Raw genomic sequence first — 19,455 nt, forward strand, 5'->3', positions numbered from 1 at the left:
AAAACAAAGGAGGTAGTTTTATAGAAAATAGTAAAAAGTGTTATTATCACTTATTATGTCTGTTTTATTATTGACATCAAGTTTCCAAACCGTTTTTGCTGCGGCTACTCAACCTACAGATGTTGAAAAACTTCAAAAAGTTGAATTGCTTGATAAAGAAAATACAGAAGAAAAATTAAAAAGTGATTTAACAAGAGCAGAAGGACTTACAATGGTCTTAAAAGCTTTGGGATATTCTCAAAAGGTAGCAGAAAGTGAAAAAAATGTAAAATTAAATCCTTTTACAGATGTTCCAGAATGGTTTAAAGGCTATGCAGGACTAGGTTTTGATTTAAATCTAACTAAGGGTAAATCAGAAAAATCTTATGACCCTAATTCAAATTTAAGTAAACAAGAATTTATCGCATTTATTTTAAGAGGGTTATCTTACGATTCAAACAAAGCATATAAAGATGCTGACAAGATTTCAAAAGAAATTGGATTATTGTCAAAAGATGATGATATCAATTCAAAAATAACAAAACAAGAAGCTGCTAAATATATAATGGGAGCTTTAAATCAAAAAATGAATGACAACACAGGATACACTTTAGGAGAATACTTAGTAAAAACTAATGTAATTTCTGAAGAAAAAGCTAAAGAAATTGGCGTTGTATTCGGAGCTGTTGAAAAAGACGGAATCCATATTCTATACTTCAATGACTTCCACGGAAATATCAGTGAAGAAGTTACAGGTAAGAAGAGAAATATTGGTATGGCTAAAATGGTAGGTTATGTTAACGAATTTAAAGAAAAACATCCTAATACAATTGTATTAGCTGGTGGAGATAACTACCAAGGAACTAGCGACTCAAATTTAACTATGGGTAAACCAGTTACTGCAATGATGAAAGGTATGGGAATAGTTGCATCAGCAGTTGGAAACCACGAATTTGATTGGGGAGCTGACAAGATAGGTAATTGGGGTAAAGAAGGTAACTTCACTTATCTTGCTTCAAACATCTATGATAAGAAAACTAATAAGCCAGTTGATTGGGCAAAACCATATATGATTATAGAAAAAATAATTTAAAAATTGGTGTAATAGGACTTGCTCACCCTGAAACAGCTACATTAACTAAAGCAGAGTATGTTGCCGGTTATGAATTTAGAGATCCGGTTAAATCCGCTCAAGAATGGGTTGACTATTTAAAAGCCGGAAAAGCTAAAGAAGGTACACCTGATATAATCATAGCACTAACTCATTTAGATTCAGATCAAAAATCTGACACAAAAGAAATTACAGGTAATGCAGCAAAATTAGCTAACGAAGTTAAGGGGCTTAACTGTGTGCTTTCAGCTCACTCTCATAGAACAGTTAGCGGTAAAGTAAATGATGTTTCTATACTACAAGCTTATTGCTATGGCAGAGCGATCGGACAAGTTGACATTAAAGTTGATGATCAAAAGAAAGTAAGCATCGATACTCAAGTATTAGAAGGAAATAGAATTAAGAGCAACATTATAAAAGATAATGCTACTGAAAAATTCTATACAGAACTACAAGAAGAATTAAAACCTATCAAAGGCGAACTTCTTGGAGAAGCTACTGCTGAATTCACACACGATAGAAAGACAAAAGGATCAAACACACTTTTAGGATACTGGGCATGTGAAGTTATGGCAGAAAAAGGAAAAGCTCAAATCGCTATCCAAAATGGCGGTGGACTTAGAAGAACTATGGAAAAAGGTCAAATAACAATGGGAGATTTATATGAAATCATGCCATTTGACAACTATTTAGTTGTTATGGACCTTAAGGGAGCAGACTTAATAAAAGCTATTGACCACGGAATTGATATGCCGAAGACAACAGACGGAGCATTCAGCGGTTTAGTTGTAGAATATGACCCTGCAAAACCATATGGGGAAAAGATTACAAAGATAACATTGACTGATGGAACTCCTATTGAAATGGAAAAAACTTATAGAGTAGTTACAAACGACTTTATGTTTACAGGTGGAGATGGATATGACTTTAGCAAGGCAACTAATGTTGATGAAACTTATGTACCAATAAGAGATGCATTAGTTGAAAAAATTAAAGAATCTAAGAAAATAACTCCAAAGCCAATAGACTATATAAAAGCAGTAACTCAAACTGCTGAAACAAAAAAAGCAGCTTAAATGAGAATTTAAAGCTTAAATTTTTAATGAAGAAAGGCCCAGTGATTGGGCTTTTCTCTTTTTAAGTGAGGAGTATATGAAAAAACTTATTTTAATTTTAATGATTTTAATGATTTATCCCAACATGGTAACAGCTGAAAAAGTATCTGCAGATTCTGAAATGAGAAAGTATTATGAAGACAAAATAAATGAAACTGATTATTTGATATTAAAGGCAAGAGTTGAAGAAATAGAATATGATGATACAAAAGAGGAAAGAGATATTCCGCTCGAAGCAGATATAAGATACCAACACTTGAAAGTAAAGTTTTTAAATGGAAAATACAAGGGTGAAGAGCTGACCATAAAACATACCATAGAAAAAATAATGCCGGGTAATTACATATTTAAAGTTGGCGATAAATTACTATTGAGAGTTACAGAAGAAGACTCGGTCATAGACACAGTGAAGATACAAGAAAAAGTAAGAGACAAACAGGTCTTTATGATAGTTGGGTTATTTATAATACTGTTGTGTGTATTTGGAGGAATAAGTGGAGTTAAGACACTTCTTTCATTAATATTTACATTGAGTATGATATTTGCAGTATACATCCCATTGATTTTAAGAGGTTATCCACCTTTGTTGACATCAATAATAATTTCAATAGTTGCAATAATAGGAACATTATTTATAATTGCGGGCAAGAGTAGCAAGACTACTATTTCAATAATAGGTACGTCGATAGGAGTTATATGTGCTGGAATACTTGCTGTAATATTTGGGAAATATGCAGCACTTACTGGACTTGCCGAAGACAGCGCAATAAGTCTTGCTTATATACCACAGTATAGAAATATGAACTATGAAGGAATTTTATTTGGAACAATTTTAATTGGGGCGATTGGAGCGATAATGGATGTTGCAATTTCAATAGCGTCTGCTCTGTATGAACTTAAGTCTATAAATAACGAAATCAGTAAAAATGAAATGATTAAATCAGGAATGAACATTGGAAAAGATATGTTGGGTTCAATGTCAAATACTTTGATCTTGGCATATGTAGGAAGTACACTTCACTTAATAATACTTTTTATTGTATATAGAATAAGGATGACAGAGATAATAAATTTGGACTCAATTGCCACAGAAATTATAAGGGCAATGGCAGGTAGCATAGGTTTGTTACTCACAATCCCTGTTACGGTGATCATAGGAGCAAATTATTATTGCAGAAAAAAATAGACAAGTTTAATGGCTTGTCTATTTTATATTTAAAGAGAGATAGTTTTTATAAATTTGTTCTTCTAAATCTGAAGGACTTATTTTTTTTGATATTAGAAATATATTTAAGAATGTTTTTAATATAATCACTTTCGGCATAAATTCCATTTACCCATTCAATAGAAGTTGGACCGTCGGTTTCAGTAAGTATTCTGTTTATCGGCAAAATATTTATAATTGCATCAGTTTTTTTTGAATAGCCGGCATCAGGGCCAATTGTAAAATAAGCGCCAATAGATAAATACTCATCAATTAAAGATAAATCTCCACTGTACCAATGAATGATTGGAGTTTTTAAATTATATTGTTTCAAAAAATTTAGAACTTCTCTTTCAGCGCCTTTAGTGTGAATATTCACAACCTTTTTATTTCCATCGGCAAGAGATAAAAATTCATTAAATATAATTTTTTGTTTTGAATACATTTCACTTCTCTTATCCCAATAAAAATCTAAACCAATTTCTCCGATGAAATCACAATTTTTAATCTCTTCGATTAGAAGTAATAGATTGGTATTTTCATCTACTTTCCAAGGATGAATTCCAAGTCCAATTTTTATAAGGGGATTTTTTGAATGTTTATTTTTTAGTTCTAAATATTCTTCAAAGGTCATAGAATTTACAAGTGTAATTATTTTATTTTTTTCAATTGTATTTAAACCACTTTCTAAATCTTTATAGAAATTAAAATGGTCGTGGGCATTTATGAGCATAATTTTTCTCCTAAAACTAAGTTCTACAAATAATTATAATATAAATTTCATGTTGTGCTATAATAAAAAGTAAATTAAATAGATTCACTAGGGGAGCGAAAGCTGAGAATTGTAAAATGACCCTTGGAACCTGATAGATAATTCTAGCGTAGGGAAGTGTTAAATACTTGGACTTTAGATTATCTAAAGTCTTTTTTATTTGGAGGGATAAAATGAATTGTGCACTTGCACTTCAAACTCTGCCAAGAGTTGAAAGTGATGAAGAAGTAGTCAGAATAGTTGATGAAGTAATAGCTTATATAGATTCGACAGGACTTGAATACTATGTAGGACCTTTTGAGACAACAGTAGAAGGTGACTTAGAGCAGATAATGGAAATTATAAAGTTTAGTCAGTTGAAAGCTATTGAAGCGGGAGCTCCATCTGTGAGTTCGTATATTAAGCTTGTGTATAGCCCTGAAAAACATATTTTGACAACAGATGAAAAAATATCTAAGTACCATAAATAAGGTTTTGCCGGCGCTCGGAATTTTAAGTATTTTATTATTGTGGCAAGTTTTATCTATGTTGGAGATTGTTCCGGCATATATGTTACCTGGCCCAACAGATGTACTAAAAGCATTTGTGTTAGATTTACCATTGCTTGTAGAACATGCGAGAGTAACTTTGATAGAGGCATTTTTAGGACTATCAATTGGAGTTGTCCTGGGATTTATTGTGGCACTAATAATGGAAAATTTTAAATTTCTATACAAGGCAATTTATCCAATTTTGATAGTTACTCAGACAATTCCAACTGTAGCAATTGCACCGCTATTGGTTTTGTGGTTTGGATATGAAATGCAAGCTAAGATAGTTTTGATAGTGCTGGTTACATTTTTCCCAGTGACGATTGGAGTTTTAGATGGCTTTAAATCTGTTGACCCAGATGTGATAAGGCTTTTTAAATCAATGGGAGCAACAAAGTTACAGACATTGTGGATGGCAAAGTTACCTCATGTAAGATCATATTTCTTTGCAGGGCTTAGAATTTCAGCGGCATATTCTATAGTTGGTGCTGTAATTTCAGAATGGCTTGGAGGATATAACGGGCTTGGGGTGTATATGACAAGAGTTAGAAAGTCATATGCTTTTGACAAGATGTTTGCAGTAATATTTTTAATTTCAATTTTGAGCATATTATTAATTCAGTTAGTTGATTTAATTCAACATTTGAGTATGCCATGGCTTAAGACAAAAAAAGGAGAGTAAGATGAAAAAAATTGTAAGTTTAATGTTGATAATGATGTTGGTTTTAGTCGGATGTGGCAAAAAACAACAAGGAGATTTAAAAAAATTGACATTTGTTTTGGACTATACACCAAACACAAATCACACTGGAATATATGTAGCCAAAGAGCTTGGATATCTTGCAGAAGAAGGAATCGAACTTGATATAGTTCAACCACCAGCTGACGGAGCCCCAGTGCTTGTTGCCTCTGGGAAAGCTCAATTAGGGGTTGATTACCAAGATACAATAGCTGCTGCATATGCACAAGACGAGCCACTTCCTGTAACTAATGTTGCAGCTTTAGTACAACACAATACATCAGGGATTGTATCGCTAAAGGGAAATGGAATGGACAGACCTAAGGGTATGGAAGGCAAAAAATATGCGACTTGGGGAATGGATGTTGAACAAGCCATGATAAAGAATGTAGTTGAAAAAGATGGCGGAGATTTTTCAAAAGTTAAGTTAGTGCCATTAAACTACTCAGATATATTTACAGGACTTGGAAATGATATAGATGCAGTTTGGATTTTCTATGGATGGGATGGAATTGCAGCTAAGGTAAAGAATGTTGATGTAGATTATTTTGCATTTAAGGATATAAATCCTGTGTTTGATTACTACACACCAACAATAATTGCAAACAATGAATTTTTAAAAGAAGACCCTGAAACAGTTAAGGCATTTTTAAGAGCAATTAAAAAGGGATATGAATATTCAATTGAAAATCCTAAGGAAGCTGCTGAAATTTTATTAAAGGACAATCCTGAACTTGATAAAGACATGGTAATTGCAAGTCAAGAGTATTTAAAAGATGAATACATTTCAGATGCAAAGAAGTGGGGATATTTTGACTCAGCACGTTGGAATAATTTCTATGCTTGGTTATTTGAAAATGGCTTGATAGAAAAAGAAATACCGGCAGATTTTGGATATAGCAATGAATATTTACCAGACTGATATGAATATACTACAAGTAAAAAATGTAGAAAAAGCCTACAAAGATAAAAAGATAATTGAAAATATATCTATAAGTTTAAGAAAGGGAGAGATAATCTCCCTTTTAGGTCTTAGTGGAGTTGGAAAGACCACTCTTTTTAATATAATTTCGGGAGTTGAAAGTCCTGATAAGGGGAGAGTTTTTCTAAAAGAAGAAGATATTACTTCAAAACCAGGGCATATAAGTTATATGCTACAGAAAGATTTGCTTATAGAACAAAAGACAATTTTGGAAAATATAATTTTACCGTTGAGAATAAAAGGGATTAAAAAGAAAGTCGCGATAGATAAGGCAAAAGAATATTTGGAAATGTTTGGTCTACTGGGATATGAAAATTCTTATCCAAATTCTCTATCAGGGGGGATGAGACAGAGAGCGGCGTTTTTAAGAACTTATTTTGCGTCTGACGAAATGGTTTTGCTTGATGAGCCTTTTAGTGCACTTGATGCGATAACGAAAAAAGAAATGCACAAATGGTACAAGAATATCAGTAAAAATTTAAATCTGTCTACAATTTTTATAACTCATGATATCGATGAAGCATTGGAACTTTCAGATAGGGTCTATCTAATGATTGGCTCTCCTGGAAAAATTGAGAATGAGATAATAGTTGAAAAGACAGAAGGAGATTTCACTCTCACAGAAAAATTTCTAGAGTACAAAAAAGAAATTTTAAAATTGTTGGGAATTTAAAATTTAATAGACAATTTAATTGTTAGCATTAAAATAAGGAGAGCTTTAAGCTCTCTTCAGGTTGTAGACAAACCCAGGAATTTTCCTTGGGTTTGTTTGCATTTTAATAGCTTTAATAATTTATTAAAAATATTCGTAAAAATATGCCTTATTAGATCCTTATTCGGGTCTAATCTACACATTAAGGTTGCTAACTTTTTCATATTTAGGCATGCAAAGGTAAGTGCTGCTTTCATTTCCATTTTTCCTTTACCAATCATATTGGTGTATCGAAATCCATGGAATTCTTTAGCACTTCCAAATATTCTTTCGATTGTTTCTTTTCTTCGACTGTAGTCTTCTTTTCCTTGATTTGTATATCTGTATTCTTCTGATATATCAAGATAGTTTTGCCAGATGTGTCTAGTGATTACTTTTTGATGGTTTTTACTTTGAGTACACATACTTAGATTTGGACAGTTTTTACATACTTTTTTATCACTTTTATATTGTCTATATCCTTGTCTATCTGTTGTTTTATAGTCTAGGACTTGATTTTCTGGGCATAGGTAGCAATCATAGTATGCATCATAGACATAATCTTTTTTGTAATAGGGCTTTTCTGTTTTGACTTTTCTTTTTGGGGCGGTGTAGGGTAATACGGGTAGCGTGGAATCATCAATGAGTTTTTTTGCTATGGCTGGTGTCTTATATCCTGCATCCATGACTATTTTTTCTGCATGATATTGTTTTAATTTTTCTTCATAAAAGGGGATAAAGCTTGTGCTGTCATGAAGATTGCCTGGAAATATTTTGTAGGCTAAGACCCAGCCGTTTTTATCACAGGAGGTTTGTACATTGTAGGCGAATACTTATTTGTGTTCTCCTTTATGGAAAAGTCCACTTTCTGGATCTGTTGTGGACGTGGTGATTTTTCTTGTTTCTTGGCTTTTACTTTTTTCTTTTAAGGGTTTTTTACCATGTTCTTTTCTGTCTTCATCGATTTCTTTTTCTAGGTCTTCTTGATAGGCTTTTGCTTGGACTTTTATTTCTTCTCTTTTATTTTTATGTCTATTTGCATGGGCTTTTACGTGGGTTGCATCGACAAATTGTATTTTGCTATCTACAAAGCCTTTGTCCATTGCTTGACCTAATATATTTGCAAAGATTTCTTCAAAAATCTTTGTATCTTTAAACCGTCTTCTGTAGTTTTGACTAAAGGTGGTAAAGTGTGGAATCTTATCATAAAAATCAAAGCCTAGAAACCATCGATAGGCAATGTTTACTTCAATCTCTTTTATTGTTTGGCGCATACTTTTTATGTTGAACAAGTATTGAATGAATATGATTTTAAAAAGCACGAGTGGGTCTATGCTTGGTCTTCCATTATCTAAGCAGTATTTATCTTCAACTAAATCATAGATAAAGTCAAAGTCTATGTATTTATCTATTTTTCTAAGTATATGGTCTTTAGGGATTAATTCTTCGACTGAGATCATCTGAACTTGATCTGTTTTTCGTTTGTTATTTTTGGACAGCATGTTTCCACCTACTTTCTTGGTAGTTTTATACCCTTATTAGCCCATGTTTAGCCATTTATGCATGAAAAAAGGTAGATGTTTTTCGCTTTGCACCTACCTTTGTCATCAGTCTGAGGAGAGCTTTAAGCTCTCCTCTTATATTTTTCTCAATAAACTTTGTATCAATTCATCTTCAAGTGGATTTTTATTTTTATCAACTTCTCCGGCTCTATTAAATATTTGAGTATCTAAGTCAGGCGTATAAGCCTTACCGTTTTTCTCAGCTTCAAGAGCATTGACAACTTCGTGTGTTTTTACAGCAAGTTTAGTTTGAATATCTACAATTTTTTTAGCATGGGCACTATTTCCTTCTAAAATTCCGGTACGATATTCTTTTAAAATTTCACTTGTTAAGTCTGAAACTTCTAAGATTAATTTGTGACTTGTTGTATTTTCTGCCGGTACAGTCATATTTCTTATCTTATCCAAAGTTGTTTGGATGTCATTTCTCAAGACTTCAAATTTACTTTCAATTTCAGCTCGAGAATATTTTTCTTCTCCGGCAAAGAAATATTTTTTAAGTTCTTCATTTTTAGAATTTAATTCTTTTAATAAGCCATTAATTTCAGAAAAGTATGGAGATTGATTTTGTGTCTGTAAAATTACAGTGTAGGAAGTAGCATCCCAATCAACTTTTAGTCCCATGTGTTCTGCTACAAATCTCAATGGGACAAAAGTCCTATCTCTTTTTATCACTGGAGCAACATCCATCTTTAAATCTTTCCCATTTACTTTAATATCTTTAGAGTCAATTTTAAGTTCGATAGCTTTGTTTTTATCTAAGATATTTACAACTCTTGTCTCGTCATTCCACTTAACTTCGTAGCCAAGTTGTTCGGATATAAATCTTATTGGCACAAGGGTTCTGTCGTTTTCAATATATGCAGAAACATCGCTCTTTATTTCTTTTCCGTCTAGGGTGATTTTAATGTCTTTTGCAAATACCGGAGTTGCAATTAAAAGTGCAAGACAAAATATCAAAAATCTTTTCATTCTATAAACTCCTTAATTTATTTAGTAGGTTTAGTTTCTTTCGTAGTTTTTGAACCGTCTTTAGTTGCCGTAGTTTCTTTTGTGGTCTTTGAATTTTCATCAGTAGCTTTTAAAGATTCTCTATCAGTAGTTTTAACATCTTTAGTAGATTTAGAAGATGGTTTTTCTAATTTAGAATCATTTGATGACTTAGTGGAATCTTTAGTAGTGGATTTTTTAGAGTCTTTTGCAGTGGTGTTGTCAACAATGCCAGGACTTGATTTCACGCCAAATTCTTTATCTAAGAATTTAAGTCTGCTATCGTCAGAACCACTTAGCTCAATAAATGCTGAATCTTCAGAAACAGGAGCTATTTTTCCATCTTTTCCATCTACATAGAATAAAATATATTCACGATTTTCTTTAAGACCTTTTGGAATATCCAAGACTATGTTTGAAAGGTCTCCTCTGTAATCTTCAATGAAATTTACATCAGTAGAAGAACCTGCTGCAGTTATACGAATACGAGAAATGTAATCTGAATTTTTAATAAGTGAAACTATGTCAGTATCTTTAATGTCATTATTTTTAGCAGAATTCTTTTCATCAGCTGTATCTTTCTTTTTATCAGCATCTGTATCTTCTGCCTGAGTAACCTTTTTCTCGTCAGTATTTTGATTTGTCAACACTTCAACGGTATTTCCCTTTTTAGTGCTTGTCTTATCATCAGCCGGTTTCTTATTACATGCGCTTAGCATTAAACTAAGTAATAGAGTAGTTATTATTAATTTTTTCATGTAATCCTCCTTTTGTTACATTATACCACGAGTTTCTCAACAAGTAACGTCTGTATAGTAACTGAATTGTGAGGAATATGGTATAATAAAAAAGGTGATGCTATGCAAAGTAAAATTGAAGAAGTATTAATAAGATTGATGAGTGCCGGATATGAAGCATATATGGTTGGCGGTTCTGTCAGGGATATATTACTCGGCAAAACTCCTCATGATTATGATGTTGCAACAAGTGCCTTGCCGGAAGAAATAATAAAAGTATTTAAAGAATATAAGACTTTGGCTTTGGGCAAGAGATATGGGACTATCACTGTGATAATTGAAGATGAGCACTTTGAAATTACAACGTTTAGAACTGAACTGGGGCATACTGATTCAAGGCATCCTGATGAAGTTATTTTTACAGACGATGTCAGAGAAGATTTAAAGCGAAGAGATTTTACCATAAATGCTATGGCAATGTATGAAGGTAAAATTTTAGATTTGCATGGTGGAAGAAAAGATTTAGAAGATAAAATCATAAGAACAGTTGGCGATCCTGAAGAGAGATTTAGAGAAGATGCACTTAGGATGATTAGAGCAATAAGGTTTGCGACTGTTCTAAATTTTGAAATAGAAGAGAAAACTCTAAACTCAATTATAGACAATGCATATCTTTTGAGAAGCGTTGCAAATGAGAGATTAAAAATTGAAATTGATAAGATATTGCTTTCTGAAAGACCTTCGATAGGGCTTGAACTCTTGGCCAAGACTGATGCTTTAAAATATATAATTCCTGAACTACACGATTGTATAGGATTTGAACAGAGGACTAAATATCATGACAAAACTGTGTTTGACCATATAAAGTGTGTTGTAGACAGTACAGAAAAAAACTTGAAACAGAGAGTTTCAGGGTTGTTACACGATATAGCTAAACCAAAAACTTTTTCTGTTGATGAAAATGGTCAAGGTCATTTTTATGGGCATGATGAAATTGGAGCAAAAATGTCTGGAGAGATTTTAAGAAAATTTGGTTATTCAAAAGCCTTTATAGGAAGAGTTCAAATTTTAATTTCTGAGCATATGAAGGTACATGAAGAAATATCAGATAAGGCATTGAGAAGGCAGTTAAGAAGAGTGGGTTCGGACAATATTTTAGATTTATACAGCTTAATGATTGCGGATAGAATGTGTACAACTGAGGGTAGAGATATAGATTTTTTACTTAAGATAAGGGAGAGAGCAAAAGGACTCTTAAAAGAAGATATTGCAAAAGAAAAGTTTTTATGCTTAAATGGCAATGATATAAAGGCACTTGGGTATAGAGAAGGAAAAGAAATAGGAAATATACTTAGATATCTTGAAGAAATTGTCTTGGATAAGCCTGAGCTTAACAAAAAAGACTATCTTATAGAAATTTTAAAAAATAGAGGTTAACATGGGTAAATTATTTGGAACTGACGGAATAAGAGGGGTAGCAAATCTTGAACTTACGCCTCAACTTGCATACAAAGTGGGAAGAGCAGCGGGATATGTACTTTCAAAAGATAAAAAAGGAAAAGTTGTAGTAGGTCAAGATACAAGACTTTCAGGAGAACTTTTAAAAGCAGCTCTTGTGAGTGGACTTATGTCAATAGGACTTGATGTAGAAGTTGCAGGAGTAATACCCACTCCGGGGATAGCTTATTTGACAAGAACAGGAGAATATCTGGCCGGAGTAGTTATTTCAGCCTCTCACAATCCTTTCGAACACAACGGAATAAAATTTTTCTCATCAGATGGATATAAATTACCTGATAAGGTTGAAGAACAAATAGAAGAATTGATATTTGACGATACAAAAATATATAAAAATGCTACTCATGAAGATGTTGGAACAATGACTTATAGTGAAGACTTGCTTAAAAAATATGAAGAATATTTAATTGAAATTTCAAATGTGGATCTAACCGGAATGAAGGTTGCCATAGACATTGGAAATGGAGCTCTATATAAAATTGCACAAAATGTTTTAGAAGAGATTGGGGCAGAAGTTGTGGCAGTAAATGACAAGCCAAATGGAATGAACATAAACGACAACTGTGGTTCGACAAATCCTGAACTAATAAGAAATTTAGTTCTTGAAACGAGAGCTGATATGGGAATGAGTTTCGATGGAGATGCAGACAGAATAATAGCAGTTGATGAAAAAGGTAACTTAATTGATGGAGACCATATACTTGCAATCTGTGCAACTTATCTAAAAGAAAATGACAGATTGAAAAACAATACTGTTGTTGGAACAATTATGTCGAATATAGGACTTAAGAAATATTTGGATACAATCGGTGTAAATCTTGTTCAAACTAAAGTGGGAGATAGATATATCTTAGAAAAAATGATATCAAAAGACTATGTAATAGGTGCTGAACAATCAGGGCACGTTGTATTTTTAGAATATAACACCACAGGAGATGGACTTGCCACAGGACTTCATTTATTAGAAGTAGCAAAGAAAACCGGAAAAGAGTTGAGTGAATTAAATAATTTAATGACGTCATATCCTCAAGTTCTAGTAAATGCAAAAGTTAGAAACGATTTAAAAAATAATTATATGAGTTTTCCGGGAGTTAAAGACGAAATAGAAAAAATAGAAAATGAATTTGGCGGAAATGGTAGAGTTGTAATTAGACCGTCAGGAACAGAACCTTTGATTAGAGTTATGATTGAAGGCGAAGATAAAGAATTGATGGAAGCAAAAGCAAGAGAACTTGCTAACTTTATAGAACTTAAATTAAATTAGGAGGAGAAATGGATTATAGAATAATAGCAGACACGTCTTGCGATATAAGTGAAGAATTAGAAAAAAAATTAAGAGTTTTGTTAGTCTCATTTAAGATAGATATAGAAGATGTTGAATATGTAGATGACGAAAATTTAAATTTAAATGAGTTTAAAGAGGCTATGAAACAGACAAAAAACCCTATAAGAACTTCATGCCCATCGCCATATGACTATCTAGAAAAGTTAAATCAATGCGAAGAAGATAAAATTTTAATTGTGACAATATCTGAAATATTATCGGGATCAAACAATGCTGCCGTGATAGCAAGAGAAGAGTTTTTAAAAGAACATCCTGAAAAACAAGTTTATATTATAAATTCAAAATCAGCAAGTGCAGGACAATTATCTTTATTATTAAAGATTGATGAAATAATGAAAGAAGAGCTTAGATTTGATGAACAAGTAGAGAAAATAGAAAAAGCTGTAGAAGACAATCATACATTTTTCATATTAGAAAACCTAGATAATTTAATTAAAAATGGAAGAATTAAAAAAACTACCGGATTAATTGCAACAGCATTAAATATAAGACCTATTATGAAGGCTACCAGAGAAGGGGAAATTACTATTCACGAAATAAATAGAGGATTTAAAAAATCTCTACTCAAGCTAGCTAAAGAAATAGGGAATATAGCAGAAAATTTAGAAGAGAGAATTTTGGTAATATCTCATGCTGATGGTTTAGAAAAAGCACAATTGCTAGCGGAAAAAGCAAAAGAACTCTATAAATTTAAAGACATATTAATAGTACACACTAAAGGGCTTGCTACAGGATATGCAGATATAGGAGGAATTGTTGTAGGATTTTAATATGAAAAAAATATGTACAATTTTATTTGCAGTTTTTTATTTAGTAGCTTGTTCAAAGAAACAAGAAGGACTTCAACAATATAAGACAAAGTATGTTGGAGATAATTCAAAAGTTATTGGAATAGTAAGCGGACTAAATTATCCGAATGGCTTAAAATATAAATCAATTGAAATTCAGTCAGAAAAGAACCTTATGGATTGAATGTAAATCTTGAAGGTCAACAAGAGGCAAGTTTTTTTGACCAAGCAGTAGTTACATTTGCAATGATTGAAAATTTAGGAGAGCTAAGATATTTTAATAATCAAAAAGAATTGAGCTCTTTTTCAAGAGGGGCAGTTGATTTAATATTGGAAGCCAACGGAACAAATTTAAATGAATTAAATAAAGATGATGATAAATTACAAGAATATATAGATAAAGTTAATTTAGATGAGTCAAAATAAAGTGAAAGCTCCTTCCTTACCAATCATAAGGAAGGTTTTTTTATATTTAATATTTTGAAATTAAATTTTGTTGTTCTAAGAGTAGAGAGTATAGGTATAAAATGAAAATATATTGACAATTAATTTATTGAATGATAATTTCTAAACTAGATAGCTAGTATTTATTTAGTAATTTTATGCATTTAAATTGAGGAAAGGAAGATTTAATGAAAATTATAGAGACTCCTTGGCATTTACTTGGTAAATTTATTGGACTGGGATTTGGAATTCCATTTTTTTTTAGTAGGATTAATTTGGTTATTTTATGGGGGAAATGTAGCTATTTTATACAATGGAATTTTATGGATAGTTGTCAGTTTTCTACTTTTAATAAAAGCAAAGCTTAATAATAATAAACTAAAAAATTAAAAAAGAAGGTGTGTGTTATGATTGTTTTATAACAGAGATTATACCAAATAATATGGTTAGAATAGGAAGTTATATGACAGCTAGGATTAAGTGTAAATACAAAGATGAAAAATCGGAAAAGAGTGTTGTAAGTGGATATTATCTACTTTCACCATGGGATAGAATAGAAAATTTAAATGCAAAAATTTATGTAGAAAAAAATAATGATATAAAAAACATAGTAGTTATTCATAGAACAAAGGAAATTTTTAAAGCGTGAAAAATTTATCGGTTAAAAAAACATCCATTGGAGTACTGAGTTCCAATGGACATTATAAACCGATTTTTTATTTACTTTTTATTTTTTTCATAAAGTCTGAATTCTCTGATTAGATATAGAGAACCACACCACAATACTAAATCTCCATCTTTAGCACGAGATTTTGAGTATTCATAAGCTTCAATTCTATCAGCTATAGCAGTTACATTTTCAGTTTTCTTTAAAACTTCTTTCTTCAAATCTTCAAGTTCAAAAGCTCGAGGATTGTCTATGTTTGTTATGATTAATTCATCTGCGATAGAAGATAGTTTTGAAATTACATAGTTGTAATCTTTATCTTTTAAAATACTAAAGCCAACTATCAATCTATTGTATTTAAATGCCTTTAATGATTCAAGTAAAGCTTCAATAGCTTCAGCATTGTGACTTCCATCGATCAAAACTTTAGGATTTTCAGATATAACTTCAAGTCTACCATGGTTTTCGGTATTAAAAATTGATTCTTTGATTATATCATCAGTTAAATTAAATTCATCTTTAAAGCGTTCAAGAACCATAAGAGCAAGAGAAACATTGTAAAGTTGGTGTACTCCAACAAGTTTTGTCTTGGCATTTGTGAAGTTTCTAAAACTAAATTGATTGTTTTCAGGTGAAAGCTCAATGTCTTTAATTTCATCTGGTGAGAAAGTAAAGAATTCTGAGTTGTGTTCACTTGCTATTTCTCTTAAAACTGACATAACTTCAGGTTTTTGAGGATATACAAAGACCGGACGATTGTCTTTTATAATTCCACCTTTGTTTTCAGCAATTTCTTCTATAGTATTTCCCAAAATATTAACATGGTCCATAGAAATAGTAACGATTACTGAAGCAAGAGGCGCTTTTATAATGTTGGTTGAATCTACACGACCTCCTAAACCAACTTCTATAACTGCCACATCAACTTTTTGATCATAAAAATATCTGTACATTATTGCAGTTAAAACTTCAAAATAAGTGTTGTGGAATCCTTCAGCGTCTAAAGTTTCAACAACAGGTTTTAATTCATCAATATACTTCATAAAATCTTTGTCAGATATTTGAACGCCATTTATAGAAATTGATTCTAATATAGTTTCCATATAAGGAGATATAAACAGGCCGCATTTTGAAGTAGCAGATAAAGCACTTTCTAAGTAATGACAAGTAGAGCCCTTACCATTTGTACCTGCAACATGTATAGCTTTAATTTTATCTTGAGGATTATCAAAAGCAGCAAGAAGTCTACCTACGTTTTCCATAGTATGCTTTTCTCCGCTGGAGCCTCTGTCGTACATCCAATCTACATAATCATCAAAAGTTTTTAATTGTTTGTTTTCTGTATTCATTTTTTCCTCGCTTGTAATAAATAACATATTAATTTATAATCGATACTATCAAAGTAAAATAAGGCAGTCAAGAGTTAGACTACGATAATATTAGCAAATATACTTCAATTATATTTCTATTATACTACTTAATAAAGGCATTAAAAAAGATGTAAAATCGAATTAAATACAAAATGAATTAGGTGAAAAAATGATTTTAATGATAGATAATTATGACTCGTTTACGTACAATGTTGTTACGTATCTAAATATTTTAAAAGAAAAAGTTGTAGTTAAAAAAAATGATGAGATAAAAATAGATGAAATAATAAAATTAAATCCTGAGGCAATCGTTATTTCTCCAGGGCCTAAAACTCCGGAGGAATCAAAGATAAGTTTGGAGATACTTAAAGAACTACAAGGCAAGTATCCAATCTTGGGAATATGCTTAGGGCATCAAGTTTTTGCAGTTTCAAGAGGTGTAGAAGTTGTGGAAGGCAAACGTCCAATGCACGGCAAGATGAGCGAGATAACACATGATGGACAAGGCGTGTTTAAAAATATACCAAATCCTGTAACTGTTATGAGATACCATTCACTAGTTGCAAAAGAAGATTTGTTTGTAGATGATAAATACAATGGAATGAAGATAACATCAAGAACAAGTGACGGAGTTATAATGGGATTTAGAGATAAAGATATGAAAATTGAAACAGTACAGTTTCATCCTGAATCTGTTGGTACAGACTTTGGTTTAAAGATGATAGAAAATTTTTTGGCAGAGGTAAGAAATGATAAAAACTAAGCACATTGATACAAACATAGCTCCGGAGGAGCTGTTATTTAATATAAGAGAAAAAAGCTATCCATTTTTCTTAGATAGTGCAAAGGGGAATTCACATCAGGGAAATAAATCTTACTTCGGGTTTGAGCCAAAGATAATAGTTAAATCCAAGGGATTTGACACAGAAGTAGAAGGACTTAAGAATTTCAAAATTCATAAAAATCCGTTAGATGTTTTAAGAGAGCTTATGAAAGAATATTTTGTAGAAGACGATAGAGATTTTATCGGAGGTGCTGTTGGATATCTTTCATATGACTTTACAGAAGAAAATTGCAATGTAGTTTTAAAAGCTGAAAAAAATGTAGACATATATGACGCATTTTTTGGAATTTATTTCAAAGTTGTAGAATATGACAATGTTTCAAAAGAATTTAATATAATATACGTGGATGGAGAAGATATAAGAGATATCGAAGAAATATTTTATTATAGAGAAATAGTTCCAACTGAATATCACACTGAAGAAATGATTAAGGGAATTTCAGAAGAAGAATATGGAGTTGCCTTTGATCAAGTTAGAGAAATGATAAAAAAGGATTTGTATATGAAGTAAACCTAACTCAACAATTCACAGTGAAAAGCGATAGAGACCCATATGATTTATATATAAATTTAAGAAATATAAACAAAGCTGACTTTATGACATATATGGATTTTGGAGATTATCAAATACTATCTTCATCACCTGAAAGATTTTTTAAGTGTAAAGATAGAATGGTGGAAGCAAGGCCTATAAAGGGAACTATAAAGAGATCTGCTGACAAAGAAGAAGATGAAAAATTAAAAGCTGAGTTGTTAAATAGCGAAAAGAATGTCTCTGAGTTGTTGATGATTGTGGACCTTATGAGAAATGATCTAAGTCTTTCATGTAAATATGAAACAGTTAAGGCAATTGAAAATTACAGACTTGAGAGCTACGAAAGTGTACACCATCTAGTCGCCACAATTGTAGGGGAATTAAGAGATGAAGAAGACATATACAGTCTTATAAAAAATATTTTCCCGGGGGGGTCAATAACCGGTGCTCCAAAACTGACAGCCATTGAAGCGATTGACAAGGTAGAAAAATATAAGAGAAATGTATATACGGGTTCACTAGGGTATATTTCATTTAATGAAAACTCAGACTTGAATATATTGATCAGAACGATATTAAAAAAGGGCGAAGACTGCTATTTTTCAGGTGGAGGTGCAGTGACTTGGGATTCAGAAGTTAAAGATGAGTACAATGAGTCATTGCAAAAATCGCTAAAATTAATAGAGGCACTGAAGTGAAGCAGTCAGATGGAATAAAATATGGCAAAGGACTTTTTGAAACCATAAAGATAAAAAATTTAAAACTTGAATATTTTGAAGACCATCTACAAAGGCTTAAAAACTCAATGGAATTTTTAAAAATTTGTTCTGATGGGATAGAAAAAGATATAGAGCTAGAAATTCAAAAGCTTGATTTGAATATAGATGGCGCAGTTAGAATAATGGTTTTAGAAAATTTTGAAAAATACAGTCTGCATATAGAAACTAGACTTACTGACTATACAGATGAAAAATTTCAGAGTGGCTTAAAACTAAAATTGGCAAAAGAAATAAGGGATAAAAATAATCTCTTAAATAACCACAAAACCAACAACTACCTTTTAAATCATGAAGTATTGGCAAATGCCAAGTCAGATGGATATGATGAAGTTGTATTTCTCAACCAAGATGGGAATGTGACAGAAGGCAGTTATACAAATCTATTCTTTATAAAAGATTGTATGGTTGTTACAGCGCCGGTTGAAGATGGTTTGTTACCCGGAATATATAGAAAAAATCTTATCAAAAAGTTTGATGAAGAAAATATACAGTATGAAATAAGGCACATACCATTTGAAGAAGTAGAAAATTTTGACGCTTGCATCTGTACTAACTCGCTTATGAAGAAGAGATTTGTTAAGAGTATAGATGACATTAAATTTATAAAAACTGAATACACAGAAAAAATATTAAAATTATAGAGCTCATAGCTTCTCTTATTTGAGAGGCTGTGAGCTTTTTGTATAGGTAAAATCTAAACACAGTAAATATTAAATTAATAATATATTCTAGTTAAATTGAGGATTACAAAAA

Annotated in this window: 21 protein-coding genes, 1 pseudogene and 1 riboswitch; of the genes and pseudogenes, 17 read left to right on the forward strand and 5 right to left on the reverse strand. The window is 31.6% G+C overall.

What is annotated here, in order from left to right:
- Positions 1-55 precede the first annotated feature (55 nt).
- The 3 genes from HMPREF9129_RS11930 to HMPREF9129_RS04080 all read left to right on the forward strand — a co-directional run bounded on the left by HMPREF9129_RS11930 (position 56) and on the right by HMPREF9129_RS04080 (position 3,391).
- A complete protein-coding gene (locus HMPREF9129_RS11930) occupies positions 56-1,072 on the forward strand; it encodes a metallophosphoesterase (RefSeq protein WP_004820626.1) in 1,017 nt (338 codons plus the stop codon).
- A complete protein-coding gene (locus HMPREF9129_RS11935; protein ID WP_004820629.1) occupies positions 1,033-2,166 on the forward strand; it encodes a 5'-nucleotidase C-terminal domain-containing protein in 1,134 nt (377 codons plus the stop codon). Before HMPREF9129_RS11930 ends, HMPREF9129_RS11935 begins: the two co-directional genes overlap by 40 nt.
- 76 nt (positions 2,167-2,242) lie before the next feature.
- Complete coding sequence (locus HMPREF9129_RS04080) at positions 2,243-3,391, forward strand: YibE/F family protein (RefSeq protein ID WP_004820630.1); 1,149 nt, start codon at positions 2,243-2,245, stop codon at positions 3,389-3,391.
- Between the two features lie 46 nt (positions 3,392-3,437).
- Here the strand turns inward: HMPREF9129_RS04080 and HMPREF9129_RS04085 are convergent, their stop codons facing one another.
- The gene (locus HMPREF9129_RS04085; RefSeq protein ID WP_004820632.1) at positions 3,438-4,142 is read right to left on the reverse strand and encodes a TatD family hydrolase; all 705 of its coding nucleotides are present in this window, start codon (positions 4,140-4,142) and stop codon (positions 3,438-3,440) included.
- 79 nt (positions 4,143-4,221) lie between these two features.
- Positions 4,222-4,314, forward strand: a riboswitch (TPP riboswitch).
- A 40-nt stretch (positions 4,315-4,354) separates the two neighbouring features.
- Here HMPREF9129_RS04085 and HMPREF9129_RS04090 point away from each other — a divergent pair.
- Genes HMPREF9129_RS04090 through HMPREF9129_RS04105 form a run of 4 tightly spaced genes read left to right on the forward strand, consistent with a single transcriptional unit; the run spans position 4,355 to position 7,105 of the window.
- Positions 4,355-4,651, forward strand: coding sequence for a thiamine-binding protein (locus HMPREF9129_RS04090; RefSeq protein WP_004820634.1), 297 nt, complete (start codon positions 4,355-4,357; stop codon positions 4,649-4,651).
- Positions 4,652-4,655: 4 nt separating this feature from the next.
- On the forward strand, positions 4,656-5,393 hold the full coding sequence (locus HMPREF9129_RS04095; protein ID WP_257009159.1) for an ABC transporter permease: 738 nt from the start codon (positions 4,656-4,658) through the stop codon (positions 5,391-5,393).
- Position 5,394: 1 nt separating this feature from the next.
- Positions 5,395-6,372 (forward strand): ABC transporter substrate-binding protein, encoded by a 978-nt coding sequence (locus tag HMPREF9129_RS04100; protein ID WP_004820637.1) that lies wholly within the window; start codon positions 5,395-5,397, stop codon positions 6,370-6,372.
- Between the two features lies 1 nt (position 6,373).
- The gene (locus tag HMPREF9129_RS04105; RefSeq protein WP_040552519.1) at positions 6,374-7,105 is read left to right on the forward strand and encodes an ABC transporter ATP-binding protein; all 732 of its coding nucleotides are present in this window, start codon (positions 6,374-6,376) and stop codon (positions 7,103-7,105) included.
- A 56-nt stretch (positions 7,106-7,161) separates the two neighbouring features.
- Here HMPREF9129_RS04105 and HMPREF9129_RS10950 read toward each other — a convergent pair.
- From HMPREF9129_RS10950 to HMPREF9129_RS04125, 3 genes and pseudogenes are all read right to left on the reverse strand, one after another.
- Positions 7,162-8,625, reverse strand: a pseudogene (locus tag HMPREF9129_RS10950) (IS1182 family transposase).
- 135 nt (positions 8,626-8,760) lie between these two features.
- Positions 8,761-9,657, reverse strand: a complete 897-nt coding sequence (locus tag HMPREF9129_RS10580; RefSeq protein WP_004820645.1) for a copper amine oxidase N-terminal domain-containing protein — start codon at positions 9,655-9,657, stop codon at positions 8,761-8,763.
- A 17-nt stretch (positions 9,658-9,674) separates the two neighbouring features.
- Entirely contained in the window at positions 9,675-10,433 is a 759-nt protein-coding gene (locus HMPREF9129_RS04125; protein WP_004820647.1) for a hypothetical protein, read from the reverse strand.
- A gap of 102 nt (positions 10,434-10,535) precedes the next feature.
- On the opposite strand from HMPREF9129_RS04125, the gene HMPREF9129_RS04130 reads away from it, so the two are divergent.
- From HMPREF9129_RS04130 to HMPREF9129_RS11950, 6 genes are all read left to right on the forward strand, one after another.
- Positions 10,536-11,849, forward strand: a complete 1,314-nt coding sequence (locus tag HMPREF9129_RS04130; RefSeq protein WP_004820649.1) for a CCA tRNA nucleotidyltransferase — start codon at positions 10,536-10,538, stop codon at positions 11,847-11,849.
- A gap of 1 nt (position 11,850) precedes the next feature.
- Positions 11,851-13,194, forward strand: a complete 1,344-nt coding sequence (gene glmM, locus HMPREF9129_RS04135) for a phosphoglucosamine mutase (RefSeq protein ID WP_004820652.1) — start codon at positions 11,851-11,853, stop codon at positions 13,192-13,194.
- 8 nt (positions 13,195-13,202) lie between these two features.
- Positions 13,203-14,045: a DegV family protein gene (locus tag HMPREF9129_RS04140; protein WP_004820654.1), complete on the forward strand. Its 843-nt coding sequence runs from the start codon at positions 13,203-13,205 to the stop codon at positions 14,043-14,045.
- Between the two features lies 1 nt (position 14,046).
- A complete protein-coding gene (locus tag HMPREF9129_RS12920; protein WP_004820655.1) occupies positions 14,047-14,247 on the forward strand; it encodes a DUF4825 domain-containing protein in 201 nt (66 codons plus the stop codon).
- The gene (locus HMPREF9129_RS12925; protein WP_004820657.1) at positions 14,244-14,489 is read left to right on the forward strand and encodes a hypothetical protein; all 246 of its coding nucleotides are present in this window, start codon (positions 14,244-14,246) and stop codon (positions 14,487-14,489) included. The genes HMPREF9129_RS12920 and HMPREF9129_RS12925 overlap by 4 nt, the downstream gene beginning before the upstream one ends.
- 481 nt (positions 14,490-14,970) lie before the next feature.
- Positions 14,971-15,156, forward strand: coding sequence for a hypothetical protein (locus HMPREF9129_RS11950; protein ID WP_218916023.1), 186 nt, complete (start codon positions 14,971-14,973; stop codon positions 15,154-15,156).
- A gap of 71 nt (positions 15,157-15,227) precedes the next feature.
- On the opposite strand, the gene HMPREF9129_RS04155 is transcribed toward HMPREF9129_RS11950, so the two are convergent.
- Positions 15,228-16,523, reverse strand: a complete 1,296-nt coding sequence (locus HMPREF9129_RS04155; RefSeq protein ID WP_040552298.1) for a bifunctional folylpolyglutamate synthase/dihydrofolate synthase — start codon at positions 16,521-16,523, stop codon at positions 15,228-15,230.
- Between the two features lie 190 nt (positions 16,524-16,713).
- On the opposite strand from HMPREF9129_RS04155, the gene HMPREF9129_RS04160 reads away from it, so the two are divergent.
- The 4 genes from HMPREF9129_RS04160 to HMPREF9129_RS04170 are packed head-to-tail and all read left to right on the forward strand — an operon-like array spanning position 16,714 to position 19,343.
- Positions 16,714-17,307, forward strand: a complete 594-nt coding sequence (locus HMPREF9129_RS04160; RefSeq protein WP_004820666.1) for an anthranilate synthase component II — start codon at positions 16,714-16,716, stop codon at positions 17,305-17,307.
- Positions 17,294-17,899, forward strand: coding sequence for a hypothetical protein (locus tag HMPREF9129_RS12250; RefSeq protein WP_004820667.1), 606 nt, complete (start codon positions 17,294-17,296; stop codon positions 17,897-17,899). The genes HMPREF9129_RS04160 and HMPREF9129_RS12250 overlap by 14 nt, the downstream gene beginning before the upstream one ends.
- A gap of 20 nt (positions 17,900-17,919) precedes the next feature.
- Positions 17,920-18,621, forward strand: a complete 702-nt coding sequence (locus HMPREF9129_RS12255) for an anthranilate synthase component I family protein (protein WP_004820669.1) — start codon at positions 17,920-17,922, stop codon at positions 18,619-18,621.
- Complete coding sequence (locus HMPREF9129_RS04170) at positions 18,618-19,343, forward strand: aminotransferase class IV (protein ID WP_004820671.1); 726 nt, start codon at positions 18,618-18,620, stop codon at positions 19,341-19,343. The genes HMPREF9129_RS12255 and HMPREF9129_RS04170 overlap by 4 nt, the downstream gene beginning before the upstream one ends.
- The last annotated feature ends 112 nt before the right edge of the window (positions 19,344-19,455 follow it).

This window comes from Peptoniphilus indolicus ATCC 29427, assembly GCF_000227315.1.
Lineage (GTDB): Bacteria > Bacillota > Clostridia > Tissierellales > Peptoniphilaceae > Peptoniphilus > Peptoniphilus indolicus.

Coding starts and splice junctions, on each gene's coding strand:
- HMPREF9129_RS11930 (WP_004820626.1), top strand. CDS start 56: ATGTCTGTTTTATTATTGACATCAAGTTTCCAAACCGTTTTTGCTGCG.
- HMPREF9129_RS04080 (WP_004820630.1), top strand. CDS start 2,243: ATGAAAAAACTTATTTTAATTTTAATGATTTTAATGATTTATCCCAAC.
- HMPREF9129_RS04085 (WP_004820632.1), bottom strand. CDS start 4,142: ATGCTCATAAATGCCCACGACCATTTTAATTTCTATAAAGATTTAGAA.
- HMPREF9129_RS04090 (WP_004820634.1), top strand. CDS start 4,355: ATGAATTGTGCACTTGCACTTCAAACTCTGCCAAGAGTTGAAAGTGAT.
- HMPREF9129_RS04100 (WP_004820637.1), top strand. CDS start 5,395: ATGAAAAAAATTGTAAGTTTAATGTTGATAATGATGTTGGTTTTAGTC.
- HMPREF9129_RS04105 (WP_040552519.1), top strand. CDS start 6,374: ATGAATATACTACAAGTAAAAAATGTAGAAAAAGCCTACAAAGATAAA.
- HMPREF9129_RS10580 (WP_004820645.1), bottom strand. CDS start 9,657: ATGAAAAGATTTTTGATATTTTGTCTTGCACTTTTAATTGCAACTCCG.
- HMPREF9129_RS04125 (WP_004820647.1), bottom strand. CDS start 10,433: ATGAAAAAATTAATAATAACTACTCTATTACTTAGTTTAATGCTAAGC.
- HMPREF9129_RS04130 (WP_004820649.1), top strand. CDS start 10,536: ATGCAAAGTAAAATTGAAGAAGTATTAATAAGATTGATGAGTGCCGGA.
- glmM (WP_004820652.1), top strand. CDS start 11,851: ATGGGTAAATTATTTGGAACTGACGGAATAAGAGGGGTAGCAAATCTT.
- HMPREF9129_RS04140 (WP_004820654.1), top strand. CDS start 13,203: ATGGATTATAGAATAATAGCAGACACGTCTTGCGATATAAGTGAAGAA.
- HMPREF9129_RS12920 (WP_004820655.1), top strand. CDS start 14,047: ATGAAAAAAATATGTACAATTTTATTTGCAGTTTTTTATTTAGTAGCT.
- HMPREF9129_RS11950 (WP_218916023.1), top strand. CDS start 14,971: ATGACAGCTAGGATTAAGTGTAAATACAAAGATGAAAAATCGGAAAAG.
- HMPREF9129_RS04155 (WP_040552298.1), bottom strand. CDS start 16,523: ATGAATACAGAAAACAAACAATTAAAAACTTTTGATGATTATGTAGAT.
- HMPREF9129_RS04160 (WP_004820666.1), top strand. CDS start 16,714: ATGATTTTAATGATAGATAATTATGACTCGTTTACGTACAATGTTGTT.
- HMPREF9129_RS12250 (WP_004820667.1), top strand. CDS start 17,294: ATGATAAAAACTAAGCACATTGATACAAACATAGCTCCGGAGGAGCTG.